At 66.0% G+C, this 12,302-nt stretch carries 12 protein-coding genes and 3 tRNA genes; 3 read left to right on the top strand and 12 right to left on the bottom strand.

The features are described from left to right. Positions 1–30 precede the first annotated feature (30 nt). Positions 31–330, top strand: a complete 300-nt coding sequence (locus tag VGI62_RS03960) for a hypothetical protein (protein WP_331503090.1) — start codon at positions 31–33, stop codon at positions 328–330. Positions 331–468: 138 nt separating this feature from the next. Here VGI62_RS03960 and VGI62_RS03955 read toward each other — a convergent pair. The 8 genes from VGI62_RS03955 to recJ form a co-directional block, all read right to left on the bottom strand. After that, positions 469–545 (bottom strand) — tRNA-Arg (locus tag VGI62_RS03955). Positions 546–554: 9 nt separating this feature from the next. Then, on the bottom strand, positions 555–863 hold the full coding sequence (locus VGI62_RS03950) for an ETC complex I subunit (RefSeq protein ID WP_331503089.1): 309 nt from the start codon (positions 861–863) through the stop codon (positions 555–557). 28 nt (positions 864–891) lie between these two features. Then, positions 892–968 (bottom strand) — tRNA-Pro (locus VGI62_RS03945). 122 nt (positions 969–1,090) lie between these two features. Then, positions 1,091–1,525, bottom strand: a complete 435-nt coding sequence (locus tag VGI62_RS03940; protein ID WP_331503088.1) for a PaaI family thioesterase — start codon at positions 1,523–1,525, stop codon at positions 1,091–1,093. Further along, on the bottom strand, positions 1,522–2,346 hold the full coding sequence (locus VGI62_RS03935; RefSeq protein ID WP_331503087.1) for a glutaminyl-peptide cyclotransferase: 825 nt from the start codon (positions 2,344–2,346) through the stop codon (positions 1,522–1,524). Before VGI62_RS03935 ends, VGI62_RS03940 begins: the two co-directional genes overlap by 4 nt. 68 nt (positions 2,347–2,414) lie before the next feature. After that, positions 2,415–3,020, bottom strand: coding sequence for a cold-shock protein (locus tag VGI62_RS03930; protein ID WP_331503086.1), 606 nt, complete (start codon positions 3,018–3,020; stop codon positions 2,415–2,417). A gap of 147 nt (positions 3,021–3,167) precedes the next feature. Then, positions 3,168–3,242, bottom strand: a tRNA-Glu gene (locus tag VGI62_RS03925). Positions 3,243–3,317: 75 nt separating this feature from the next. Next, positions 3,318–5,117 carry a single-stranded-DNA-specific exonuclease RecJ gene (recJ, locus tag VGI62_RS03920; protein WP_331503085.1) on the bottom strand — a complete coding sequence of 600 codons (1,800 nt, stop codon included), beginning with the start codon at positions 5,115–5,117 and terminating at the stop codon, positions 3,318–3,320. Positions 5,118–5,399: 282 nt separating this feature from the next. On the opposite strand from recJ, the gene VGI62_RS03915 reads away from it, so the two are divergent. Continuing rightward, positions 5,400–5,912 (top strand): multiubiquitin domain-containing protein, encoded by a 513-nt coding sequence (locus tag VGI62_RS03915; protein WP_331503084.1) that lies wholly within the window; start codon positions 5,400–5,402, stop codon positions 5,910–5,912. Positions 5,913–6,047: 135 nt separating this feature from the next. On the opposite strand, the gene glpX is transcribed toward VGI62_RS03915, so the two are convergent. From glpX to VGI62_RS03895, 4 genes are all read right to left on the bottom strand, one after another. After that, a complete protein-coding gene (gene glpX, locus VGI62_RS03910; RefSeq protein WP_331503083.1) occupies positions 6,048–7,001 on the bottom strand; it encodes a class II fructose-bisphosphatase in 954 nt (317 codons plus the stop codon). A 39-nt stretch (positions 7,002–7,040) separates the two neighbouring features. Next, on the bottom strand, positions 7,041–8,333 hold the full coding sequence (locus VGI62_RS03905) for a homoserine dehydrogenase (protein WP_331503082.1): 1,293 nt from the start codon (positions 8,331–8,333) through the stop codon (positions 7,041–7,043). Next, positions 8,330–9,550 carry an LL-diaminopimelate aminotransferase gene (locus VGI62_RS03900; RefSeq protein ID WP_331503081.1) on the bottom strand — a complete coding sequence of 407 codons (1,221 nt, stop codon included), beginning with the start codon at positions 9,548–9,550 and terminating at the stop codon, positions 8,330–8,332. Before VGI62_RS03900 ends, VGI62_RS03905 begins: the two co-directional genes overlap by 4 nt. A 126-nt stretch (positions 9,551–9,676) precedes the next feature. Continuing rightward, positions 9,677–10,111 (bottom strand): hypothetical protein, encoded by a 435-nt coding sequence (locus tag VGI62_RS03895; protein WP_331503080.1) that lies wholly within the window; start codon positions 10,109–10,111, stop codon positions 9,677–9,679. 100 nt (positions 10,112–10,211) lie between these two features. On the opposite strand from VGI62_RS03895, the gene phaC reads away from it, so the two are divergent. Continuing rightward, a complete protein-coding gene (gene phaC, locus VGI62_RS03890) occupies positions 10,212–12,182 on the top strand; it encodes a class I poly(R)-hydroxyalkanoic acid synthase (RefSeq protein ID WP_331503079.1) in 1,971 nt (656 codons plus the stop codon). Positions 12,183–12,302 lie beyond the last annotated feature (120 nt).

The following is a 12,302-nucleotide window of genomic DNA, read 5'->3' as shown; positions in this document are numbered from 1 at the left end:
GAGATCGTTCCGTCCGAAGCTGGCTTGCCGGTGAAAGCCCGTGCTGCCGCAGGCAAGACGGTCGACGGACTGACGGTTGTCGCGCCTGCGGTGGGCAAGCCTTGCGGTTCCCGGGATAGGGAGTGCGTCGCCTTGGTCGTAGCGGAATTAAAGCGGCGCTACCCAGAGGAGCTCAAGCGGTTCTGCTTCCAGCGGCAGATGCGCGCCATGCGCTCCGAAGTGGTCAATGAGCAGCTTCTCGAAGGACTAGGCGGTGGCGCTCCGCCAGTCCCGACCGCGTTCGGCGTCAATTCGGCGCTCAAGACGGCCTGCGCAGAAGAAAAGAAGTAGCGCTCTTAAGTGGCGTCGCCAGCGCCCACCTCCCGCTCTTTGACCCTTTTCTCGGGCTCCCCCGGGCAACCCGTTCGGCCCGAGGCTGTCTTAGGTGCGGGATGCAATCCCTTGTGTCCGGTTCGGACACTCTAGCGCTGGCGCGCCCTGCAGGACTCGAACCTGCAACCGCTCGCTTAGAAGGCGAGTGCTCTATCCGGTTGAGCTAAGGGCGCTCTCCAGCGTCAATGCGTCCACGGGATCTTGCGGCCGAAGGCGAAATTATCAGCGTAGGCCTTGATGATACGCTTGGCGGACTTGGGATCGATCAACTGGAAGGCGATGCCGTGCTGGTCGGCGTAGCGTACAGCCTCCTCCCGGGTTTCGAAGGACAGGCGCACCTGGCTCGACTCGGTATCACCGGTCTGGGTCCAACCCATCAGCGGGTCGGGACGCCTGGCGTCCTTGGGTTCGAACTCCAGCACCCATTCGTTGGTCTTGCCTTTGCCCGACTGCATTGCGGTCTTGGACGGGCGGAAGATGCGCGCAAGCATGGACGAACCCCAGATTCCCTTTGCCGGCTGGTCGGGGCGGCAGGATTTGAACCTGCGACCCTCTGCTCCCAAAGCAGATGCGCTACCAGGCTGCGCTACGCCCCGATCTCGCCGGCGGGCTTGCGATATAAGCGTTTTCGACTTTCGGCAACGGAAGCCGTGATCTTAGGTGTGCGGCGCGAGGCAATGCCGCATGCCGACCGACACATCTCGCCCGGCGAAAGCGTCTAACGGTCCCGGCTCATCAGCTTGAAGATGCCTGAGCAGCGAACGACGTCGTGGCTGCCGACATAGGCGCGCCCCTCGACAAAGGCCACGTCGCGGGTGGCGCGGGTCAGCTTGGCCTCACCCATCACCCACTCGCCGACCCTGGCCATGTGCAGGAAGTCGATTGAAAGGTGGATTGTTACCGCCCGCTTGCCGGTCCCGCGCCATACCGCCCCGGCCAGCACGCCGTCCATGAAAGCCGACAGCATGCCGCCGTGCACCAGACCAATACCGTTGGCATGACGCCTCAGGGCGAAGAACGCCTGCTCGGCCATCAGCCCGTCGCCCGCACGGTGGAAGTAAGGACCGTTGAGGGTGGAAAATGCCCCACGGCCCTCCGAGGGCACATAGCCCTCCGGCGGCGAGGGCGTCTCCTCATCGTCGGGGCGCGTCATCGTGCCGCGCCCTTCAGCGGCGTCAGCCGGATCTCGTAGAGGTGCGGCCAGTTCTTGCCGGTCACGAACAGCCGGTCGTGCTCGCGGTCATAGGCGATCCCGTTCAGTACCGCGTCCTGGCCTGCTGGACGCTGCGCTTCGGGCAGGCTCGATAGGTCGATCCACGCCTTCACGGCGCCGGTCTCCGGGTCGATCCGCGCGATCTGGTTGGTCTGCCAGATGTTGGCCAGGATCTCGCCCTTCACCCACTCCAGCTCGTTGAGGTTGAAGACCGGCTGACCCTCGGCGGTGACCTTGATCCGGCGAACCTCGCGCAGGGTGACCGGATCCAGGACCCGCAGCGTCGGGGTGCCGTCGCTCATGATCAGGTTCTTGCCGTTCTGGGTCAGCGCCCATCCCTCGCCCGGATAATGGAACGTGCTCTTTGGGGCGAAGGTCTTCTGATCCCAGCGGAACCCTACCCCATTGCGCCAGGTCAAACTGACGATCTCGCCGCCCCAGTTGACGATGCCTTCCCCGAACAGGTTCGGCGCTATTGACCGCGACTGCAGGACGGCGCCGTCCGCAAGGCGCACCTTGCGGATGGTGGAGCGCCCTTCAATCCCGGTGCTCTCGTAGAGGAACCCGTGGAGATAGAAGAGGCCCTCGGTGTAGGCCTGATTGTCGTGGGGATAGACGGTCTTGAGTTCGAAGCCCTGCATCGGCACGGCCGCCGAGGCCGGTGTCCAGGCAAGGGCCAGACTGAAGCCCAGGAGATGCGCCGCCCGGCGAACGCGCGCGGCGATAGCGGCCCAGGGCCGGGGACGTTTCGAAGACGGCAAGCCAGACTCCCGGGCAGCGGCACGCCTATCCTTTGGGACAGGCGACATTCGCAGGCAAGTGGCCGGTCTTAGTCCTGCTCGGGAAGTTCGATCTCTGCGACGACCAGGCCCTTGGGGCCCTCGGCGAACCGCACCATGACGTCGTCCCCGGGCTGCAGGTCTTCCATGCCTGACCGGCGCAGGGTCTCAATGTGGACGAAGATGTCGCCGGGCTCGAGGTCGCGCACGACGAAACCGTAACCCTTGGTGCGGTTGAACCACTTTACCTTGGCCCGCTCCAGCGGCCCCGTGGCCACGGGCGGGCGGCGCGGCGGCGGACGGTTGGCATAGTCGCCGCGCAGGAAGGCCTCACGGTCATTACGCAGTCCGTCGCGCGGTCGGCGCTCCGCCGCCGGCGGCGCGGCGCTCTCGTCGATCTCGACGACCTCGGCCACCTGCCAGCCCTTCGGCCGGCGAACGACGTCGCAGGTGATCGTCGCGCCCTCGATCGCATGCTCGCGTCCTGAACTTCGCAGGCTTGTCACATGCAGCAGGACGTCTTTCAGATCGGTCTGGGTTGGATCATCGGGAACGATGAAGCCATACCCCTTGCCTGCGTCGAACCATTTGACGCGGCCACTGATCCGTACGGCTTCTGCCGCCGAATCCACTTGCTCGAACTCGTAACCAGCCATCTGCCCCTCGGCCCGTCACTCCCCGATCCCGACTTTGGAACTGAGCCAACTATAACACTGTTCTTGTAACTGGACGCGCGTCAATGCGTAAAACGCATGACCTTGGCGGCCCAAGGGGCGGGGCGACGGACTTCGGAGGGAATCGCGTGGCAGTCCCTAGGGGAGTCGAACCCCTCTCTCCAGGTTGAAAACCTGGCGTCCTAACCGATAGACGAAGGGACCGCGTGACGCGAAGGGCGGCTCTATATCTGCCTTCCTAAGGGGGTGCAAGGCTACCGAAGTCGCATCTTGCGCAACCTAGGCCTGACGGGGATCTGCGACGTCCTCGATCTCGAATTCGACGCCCTGGCGACCCTGCCAGTCGTCCGGCTTGAGGCGGCCCGCCACGTGGATCGCGCCACCGTCGCTCATAAGCCTGCGGCCGGTCTCGGAGCCCTCTACGCGCCAGGCGACCGCTTTCACCTTTCCCCCGGAACCGTCGGTGAGCGTGCAGCGCACGTGGCCGCCCCTGAGCGCCATTGGCCGCTCGATCCGCACGGCGCTGAGCGCGAACAGCGGCTCGACGTTGCCGGTCCCGAAGGGCGCCATGCGCTGGAAGTCCTGCCATAACGCTCGGTCACAGCCGCGCGCCGTCACCAAGGCGTCGATCTCGATGACATCTTCCGCGGCCGCGATTTCCGTTTCCGCCGCCAGCCGCTCGCAGAGGAAGGCGCGCAGCTCGGGAATGGTGTCGGGCCGCACCGAGAGCCCGGCGGCCATGGCATGGCCGCCGCCGGCCAGCAGCAAACCCTCGTCGTAAGCTGCCTGCACCGCGCGGCCGAGATTGACGCCGGGCTGCGAACGCCCGGACCCCTTGCCGACATTGGCGGCTCGGTCGAGGCCAACGACCACGACAGGTTTGCGGTATTTCTCTCGCAGGCGACCCGCGACGATGCCGATGACCCCGGGATGCCAATCGTCGGCTGCAACCAGCAGCATCGGCGCCTCGGCCTGGTTGCTCTCGGTCTCAATGTGGGCGATCGCCGCCTCGGTCACCTCGCGCTCGACTTCCTTGCGCGAGGCGTTGAGGGCGTCCAATTCCTCTGCAAGGACCCTCGCCTCCTCGGGATCATCCGTCGATAGGAGCCGGGCGCCCAGATCAGCCCTGCCGATTCGCCCGCCGGCGTTGATCCTGGGCCCAAGAATGAAGCCGGCGTGGAACATCGAGGCGGGCCCCTGGCTCTTCGCCACGTCCAGCAGGGCTTTCAGACCTACATTCCGCCACGACGACATCACCTTCAGCCCCTGCGCCGCGAGCGCCCGGTTGAAGCCCCGAAGCTCGGTGACGTCGCAGATGGCCCCCATGGCGGCGAGATCGAGCCATCCGCGCAGGTCAGGCTCTGCCTGCTCGCCGAAAAGACCGCGTCGACGCGCCTCGCGGTTGAGCGCCGCCAGGAGCACGAAGGTCACGCCCGCGGCGGCCAGACGCCCCTGTCCCGAGGGGCAATCGGGCCTATTGGGGTTTACCAGGGCCGCGACATGGGGAATCGCGTCGCCTCGCATCAAGTGGTGGTCTATGACCACGACCTCGAGGCCGATCTCGGCGGCGCAAGCCAGCGCATCGTGCGCCGCGGCCCCGCAATCAACGGTGATCACCAGTTCTGCGCCTTCGGCCTTCAGCCGGCGGAAAGCGGCGGGCGACGGGCCGTAGCCCTCCAGGATCCTGTCCGGCACGTAGATTGGCAGTTCCTGGCCGAGCGCACGGAACCAGCGCACCAGCTGAGCCGCGGACGATGCTCCGTCTACGTCGTAGTCGGCGAAGATGACGGACGGGCGCCGGCGTTCCAGCGCGTCCACCAGGACTTCCGCGGCCCGGTCCATATCGATGAACGACGACGGGTCCGGAAAAAGCGCCTTCAGGGTCGGGTTGAGGTAGGTTTCGCCCTCATCGGCCGTAACGCCGCGGGCAGCGAGCGCCCGGGCCAGAGGCTCAGAGAGGCCATGGCCGAGCTGATGGCGGCGCACCAGCTCCGGATCCGCCGCGCGCTCGCGCCATGCCCGCCCGGAGAGCGAGCGGGTGATGCCAAGGTAGCCGAACTGTGGATTGCCGTCGGCCAATCGCCGCTCCTTCCCCCTCAACCCCGCCACTATCCGCTCTCGCCCCCTGAGTCGCCAGCCGGCGGCGCCCCGGCACTTCGCCGCACGGGAACGTCAGAACCGGACGCAGCGACCCCGACCGCCTCGCCGCTGTCATAAAAGGTTCAATGGCGCCTCCGATCTTTCAGGCCTACCGGGCGACCGCCGCCGTCGCGGCGACATCGAGGTCAGGACTGCGCCGGGTCCTGCGCCGACGGGGTCGGCGTACGGGGGTTACTGGATCGTTTGGAGGAGTGCTCGGGCATGGACGATGTTGCGCGTGGGGACGTCGAGGATCTTGAGACCTGTGCGCGCGAGGGGCGCCGGCCGCGCGATAACGGTCCATACCGGGTCCAGATCGGGGACGCCTTGTTCAAGTTCCAACCGCTCGTCGCGCCCGAGGCCTCCTATACTGGACGCAGCCTGCTCGAACTGGCGGAGTTGAAGCCGGCTGAGCAGCACGTTCTCTTCGCTGTGCTCGTCGACGGCCTTCTCGAAGAGATCCGGTTGGAGGAAACGGTCGATTTGCGCGAAGGAGTCGAAAGGTTCCTCGCTTTCCATAGTGACCGCATCTTCCGCCTTTTGATCGACAGGCGCGAATACCATTGGGGTGGCCCGTTCATCAGCGGCGCGACGGTGCTGAAACTGGCGCGCGAAAGCCTCGCCGGCCACGGCGTGTGGCAGCAGGCCGAGGGCGTAGAACATCGGGTGGCGGCGACGCAGCTTGTGGACCTGAGCCAGCCCGGGGTCGAAATCTTCATCACACGGCCCCTCTAGGGCTGGCAGCCGGCATCGTAACAGACCGTCAGGCGAGCGCCTGGGCGGGTCGGACGCGCGACGCCGGGCCGCGGCGCTGGAAGAGCTTCAGTCGTATCTCCGGGCCATGACCATGGCCTCGGTCGTTCCTCCCCTTTAGACCGGCCGCTTCATCCGCACTTCGCGGGCGGTCCGGGTGGCCGAGTTCAGCACCAGGGTGTGGGTGTGCACGAAGCCGCCCTCGAGCTTCACGCCGTCCAGCAGAGCGCCGTTCGTGACGCCGGTGGCGGCAAAGATCGCATCGGCGCGCACCATCTCGTGCAGGTCGTACTTCTTGTCGAGATCGGTGATCCCCACGCGAGCGGCACGCGCGCGCTCGTCGGCGTTGCGGAAGACCAGGCGGCCCTGGAACTGGCCGCCGACGCACTTCAGGGCGGCGCAGGCGAGCACGCCTTCGGGCGCGCCGCCGGAGCCCACATAGAGGTCGACACCGGTCTCGGGGTCGGCGGTGTTCATCACGCCTGCGACGTCGCCGTCGGTGATCAGATAGACGCGCGCGCCTATCGCGCGAAGCCCGGCGATGATCTCGGTGTGCCGCGGGCGATCGAGCACGCAGACGGTGATCTCGCTGGGATCGACCCCTTTGGCCTCGGCCAGCGCCCTGACGTTGTCGGCCGGGCTCTTGTCGAGGTCGATGACGCCCTGCGGATAGCCAGGCCCGCAGGCGATCTTGTCCATGTAGGTGTCCGGGGCGTTCAGCATTGTGCCCTTGGGCGCCCAGGCCATCACGGCAAGGGCGTTGGCCATGGCTTTGGCCGTCAGCGTGGTGCCCTCCAACGGGTCGAGGGCGATGTCGATCCTGTGCGCACCGCCTTTGCCGACCTTCTCGCCGATGTAGAGCATCGGGGCTTCATCGCGCTCGCCCTCGCCGATGACGATTTCGCCATCGATCGCCAGGTCGTTCAGGGCCGTACGCATGGCGTCCACGGCGGCTTGGTCTGCGGCCTTCTCGTCGCCGCGGCCCACCAGATTCCAGGCAGCGATGGCGGCGATCTCGGTGACGCGGACCGCCTCCAGCACCAGGCTGCGGTCCAGATTTTCAGAATTCATCTCTTCAGCGTCTCCGACGGGTCTTGTCTCGAGGAACGTTCAAATGCGGGCGATGCGTAGCAGGCGTGGCCGTTCGAGCACAGCCGGGAGACCGGCTATGCGCTCGATTGCCGCCTTGAGCACGGATTCGGCCACGGCGTGGGTGGTGAGTACGATGGGCACGCCGTGGGCGTTCTCCACGGGCTTCTGAAGGAAGCTCTCGATGGAGACGCCCGCTTCGGCCAGGGTCTCCGAAACCGCCGCGATCACCCCGGGCTCGTCCTTGACCAGGAAGCGCAGGTAGGCGCGTCCGATGCTCTTCGACGGATCAACGGGCGTGAAGGGGGTGAGCTTGCCGGCCGGCGCCTGGAAGACCGGTCGGACCGCAGCGGTCATCACGTCGGCAATGTCGGCAGCGACCGCGGCGGCGGTGGGACCTGCGCCTGCGCCCGGCCCCTGGATGAAGATGCGCCCGATCCGCACGCCCTCGATGAAGAGCGCGTTCAGCGCGCCGCCGGCCTGCGCCAGCGGATGGGCCAGCGGCGCCAGCGATGGATGCACGCGCACCAGTACGCCATCCGAAGACCGGTCGGCCGAGGCCACCAGTTTAATCCGGTAGCCGAGGTCGCGAGCGAGCTGGATGTCGAGGAGGTCGACGGCTTCGATGCCTTCGATCTCGGCGGCGGCGTAGTTCGGCGCGCAACCGAACGCCAGGGCGGCCAGGATCGAGATCTTGTGAGCGGCATCGAAGCCGCCCACGTCCATGGTCGGATCGGCCTCGGCGTAGCCCAGCCTCTGCGCCTCGGCGAGCACTTCAGCGAAGGAGCGTCCCGTGGCCTCCATTTCGGTCAGGATGTAGTTGCAGGTCCCGTTGAGGATGCCGGCCACCGACCTGACCTCGTCGCCGACCATCGCCTCGCGCAGCATCTTTACAGCGGGCGTGCCGCCCATGACGGCTGCCTCGAACAGCAATGGTGCGCCCTTGGTTTCGGCGAGCGCGGCGAGTTCTGCCCCGTGTTCGGCGATCAGCGCCTTGTTCGCGGTGATCACGGGCTTTCCAGCCGATAGCGCCGCCTCGACCGCAGCCTTCGCCGGGCCGTCCGAGCCGCCGATCAGCTCGACGAACACATCGGTCTGCTCGGAGGTGGCCAGCGCCACCGGATCGTCGAACCAAGGCAGGTTCGAGATATCGAAGGGCCGGGGCCGAGAACGCGAGCGCGCGGAGACGCCGGTCACGACAGCGCGCCCCCCCGCCGGCGCAAAGTCCGGACGCTCGGAGAGGAAGTTGAGAAGTCCAGCGCCGACGGTGCCGAGACCTGCAACGCCGACACGCCAGGTGCGAGGGCCGCTCATTGAGCGGCCAGGGCGTTGTGGGACCGCGCCAGGATGTCGTCGGCCTGGCTAAGGAACTTCTTCACGTTTCGCGCCGCCTGGCGGATGCGGTGCTCATTCTCGACAAGGCCGACGCGAACGTAGCCCTCGCCGTATTCGCCGAAGCCCACGCCGGGCGCCACGGCGACACCGGCTTCTTCGATCAGGAGCTTGGAGAACAGCAGCGAGCCCGCTTCCTTGAATTGTTCCGGCACGGGCGCCCAGGCGAACATTGAGGCGGCGGGCGAAGGGATGTCCCAGCCGGCGCGTTTCATGGAATCCACCAGGACGTCGCGGCGGCGCTTGTAGATTCCACGGATCTCGTCGACGCAGGCCTGCGAACCATTGAGCGCCGTCGCCGCGGCGACCTGGATCGGCGTGTAAGCGCCGTAGTCGAGATAGGATTTCACACGCGCCAGAGCCGCGCAGATGCGCTCATTGCCGACGACCATGCCCACTCGCCAGCCGGCCATGGCGTAGGTCTTCGAAAGCGAATTGACCTCCACGGCGATGTCTTTCGCGCCTTCGATCTGCAGCACCGACGGCGGCGGGTTGTCGTCGAAGTAGATCTCCGAATACGCGATGTCGGAGATCACCAGCATCTCGTGCTTCCTCGCGAGCGCAATGGCGTCCCTGTAGAAGTCGAGGTCGACACACTGGGCCGTCGGGTTCGACGGATAGGACAGGATGAGGACTGTCGGCGGCGGGGCGGAATGTTTCACAGCCCGGCTGACGCCCGCCAGATAATCCTCAGGCGAGAGCGCCGGCACGTGACGGATCACGCCCCCCGCCATGATGAAACCATAGGCATGGATCGGATAAGCGGGGTTCGGGCATACGATGACGTCGCCGGGCGCGGTCAGGGCCTGGGCCAGGTTGGCAAACCCTTCCTTGGAGCCCAGCGTCGCGATCACCTCTGTGTCGGGGTTCAGTTTCACCCCGAAGCGACGGTCATAGTAGCCTGCCATCGCCCGACGCAGGCCGACGATCCCTTTCGACGCCGAATAGCGTCCGGACTTCGGGTCGCGCGCGGTCTCGATCAGCTTTTCGACAATGTGCTTTGGCGTCGGCATGTCGGGATTGCCCATGCCGAAGTCGATGATGTCCGTACCTTGGGCGCGCAGCCGCGCCTTGATGCGGTTGACCTCCTCGAGAACGTAGGGCGGGAGGCGTCGGATGCGGTGGAAATCGGGGGTCATTTTCAAGATCTTGCGCCGCGAGATGCCCGAGTGCGGCTTTCATCGGAGGTGAAGTCGGGATTTGGATAGACTCCGGGCGGGAGACAGCCAAGCCATGGTTCGATGAATTTCTGCCTCCGCAGGACCCTATCTCTTGGTCGGCGGAGGCGGGGTAGCTCGCTGGCGAAGGGCCGCCGCAAATGCCTCAGTGTCCGCCTGCTGGACGGGCGTAAGGTCCGGCCCGACTGCGGCCTGGGCGGCTGCGACAAATGATTCGGTGCCCGTCAGGGTCCAGGTGTTGTCAGCCGTAGCCCGATCGAGAGCGGCGGCGGACTGATCGATCTTGCCGGCGTCCACGCCGTACTCCTTGCGCGGGCGCACATCCTTCGGGACGGGCGGAATGCTCGCGAAAGTCGGATAGGCGGCATCGTGGCGCACGCTCTTGGCCACCTCGGCGGCGATTGGCGAGCGCGGATCGACCTTGGCGTCCTGGAAGGGATTGCCAATGCAGCCTGCGAGCAGGGCGCACGCTCCTACGCTCGCCAAAAGCTGTGCAGCCAGGCGGGGCTTCAGGGCATTCACGAAAAGGCTCGACCGGACAAACATTTTCCGATCCGGTCTTATGCGATGATCGTCACAGGCGAAAGAGCGCACGCACCTTTCGCCGCGGGAGGAACAGCGGATGAGTGGGCAAACCTCGCCGGCCAAGGTTCAGAAGAGCTCCAAGGCGAAGAAGCGCGGCGCCAAGAAGGCGAACGGCAAGGCGTCAAAGGCCTCGGCCGCCGCGCCGGAGGTCCTGGCGGCTGGCGTCGGCGAGACGGCCTCCAGCGCCGCGGCGCCCGGCCCCGACGCTAAAGCGCCCGACCTTGCCACCATGAGCGCCGAGCAGCGCGACCAGGTCGAAAAACTCTCCGCCAACCTGGCCCGTGCGGCGCTCACCGCCCAGGGCGCGATCGCCGAGATGGCGCTACGTCAGGCCGACCGGCCCGCGGCGCTCTCGCCCGACCCGTTCCATGTGGCCCCGGCGATGACCGAAGTGATGGGCCGCCTCGCCGCTCAGCCTGATCGGCTGATGCGCGCCCACGCCGACCTCTTCTCGCGCTACCTCGAGCTTTGGCAAGCAACGGCGCGCCGGGTCGGTGGCGAGACCCCTGAGCCGGTGGCCACGCCGGCGCGCGGCGACAAGCGCTTCACCGATCCCGACTGGGCGGAGAATCCCGTCTTCGACGTCATCAAGCAGTCCTACCTGTTGACCGCCGACTGGATGAACGGGCTGGTCGCAGGGGTCGACGACATCGAGCCGATCACCAAGCGCCGGGTCGAATTCTTTATGAAAATGCTCACCGACGCCTTCTCGCCCTCCAACTTCCTGGCCTCCAATCCCGTCGCACTGCGTGAGGTGATGGCTACCGGCGGTGAGAGCCTAGTGCGCGGCATGGAGAACTTCGCCGCCGACCTCCAGCGCGGAGGCGGGCAGCTTTCCATCGCCCAGACCGACTACGAGATGTTCAAGATCGGCGAGAACGTCGCGACTGCCCCAGGGAAGGTCGTATTTCGTAACGAAATCATAGAATTACTGCAATTTTCTCCCTCGACAGAGACAGTCTGCGAGATCCCGCTGGTGATCTTCCCGCCCTGGATCAACAAGTTCTACATCCTCGATTTGCGGCCGGAGAACTCGATGATCCGCTGGCTGGCCAGCCAGGGAATCACCGTATTCGTGGCCTCCTGGGTCAACCCGACGCCTGAACTCGCCAGCCGTACCTTCGAGGACTACATGCGCGAGGGCATCTACGCCGGGACCGAGGCGGCGATGAAGCAGTGCGGCGTCGACCAGGTAAACACGGTCGGCTACTGCATCGGGGGCACCTTGCTCTCCTCGACGCTGGCCCACATGGCGGCCAAGGGCGATAACCGCATCGCCTCGGCCACGTTCTTCGCCGCTCAGCAGGACTTTTCGGAGGCCGGCGACCTCCTGCTGTTCACGAACGAAGACTGGCTGGCCGACCTCGAAAAGAAGATGGACGAAGGCGGCGGCGTGCTCCCAGGCCAGACCATGGCCGAGACATTCAACGCCCTACGCGCCAACGACCTGATCTGGTCCTTCTTCGTGAACAACTATCTGATGGGCAAAGAGCCTAAGCCCTTCGACCTGCTGTTCTGGAATTCGGACCAGACGCGGATGCCGAAGACGCTGCATCTCTACTACCTGCGCAAGTTCTACGGCGAGAACGCACTCGCCAAAGGCGAACTGGTGCTGGACAACGTCAGGCTCGACCTCGGCAAGGTGAAAACGCCTGTCTACGTGCAATCCTCAAAGGAAGACCACATCGCCCCTGCCCGCTCGGTCTACAAGGGCGCAAGGCTTTTCGGCGGGCCTGTGACGTTCACACTTGCCGGCTCCGGCCACATCGCAGGCGTGATCAATGCTCCGGTCGCCAATAAATATCAGCACTGGACGAACGAAGACCTGCCCGCCTCACTGGAAGACTGGCAGGCCGGCGCCAAGGAGACGCCCGGCTCCTGGTGGCCGCATTGGGCCCAGTGGCTGAAGGCCAGGTCCGGCAGCCAGGTCCCAGCCCGCGATCCGGCGAAGGGCACGCTGCTGCCGCTCGGCGAAGCGCCGGGGGAATACGTGAAGGTGAAGAGCTAGGCTTGGCTTGCCTTCCCTGCAACTGGGAAGGGGACCGTCGGCTGAAGAGTATCTACCGGGTCGACCGGTCGAGCCAGCGGGCCTGAGAGTTCGGGCAGGTGGATCACGCGGCGAGACGGA

The organism is Phenylobacterium sp., assembly GCF_036495085.1.
In the GTDB taxonomy this organism is placed as follows: domain Bacteria; phylum Pseudomonadota; class Alphaproteobacteria; order Caulobacterales; family Caulobacteraceae; genus Phenylobacterium.
The sequence above is the reverse complement of the archived record's forward strand: the minus strand, read 5'-3'. Positions and strand labels throughout refer to the sequence as shown.

Excerpts from the sequence above, each read along its gene's own strand:
- VGI62_RS03950 (WP_331503089.1), bottom strand. The coding sequence starts at position 863 with ATGCTTGCGCGCATCTTCCGCCCGTCCAAGACCGCAATGCAGTCGGGC.
- VGI62_RS03915 (WP_331503084.1), top strand. The coding sequence starts at position 5,400 with ATGGACGATGTTGCGCGTGGGGACGTCGAGGATCTTGAGACCTGTGCG.
- VGI62_RS03900 (WP_331503081.1), bottom strand. The coding sequence starts at position 9,550 with ATGACCCCCGATTTCCACCGCATCCGACGCCTCCCGCCCTACGTTCTC.
- VGI62_RS03930 (WP_331503086.1), bottom strand. The coding sequence starts at position 3,020 with ATGGCTGGTTACGAGTTCGAGCAAGTGGATTCGGCGGCAGAAGCCGTA.
- glpX (WP_331503083.1), bottom strand. The coding sequence starts at position 7,001 with ATGAATTCTGAAAATCTGGACCGCAGCCTGGTGCTGGAGGCGGTCCGC.
- VGI62_RS03905 (WP_331503082.1), bottom strand. The coding sequence starts at position 8,333 with ATGAGCGGCCCTCGCACCTGGCGTGTCGGCGTTGCAGGTCTCGGCACC.
- VGI62_RS03940 (WP_331503088.1), bottom strand. The coding sequence starts at position 1,525 with ATGACGCGCCCCGACGATGAGGAGACGCCCTCGCCGCCGGAGGGCTAT.
- phaC (WP_331503079.1), top strand. The coding sequence starts at position 10,212 with ATGAGTGGGCAAACCTCGCCGGCCAAGGTTCAGAAGAGCTCCAAGGCG.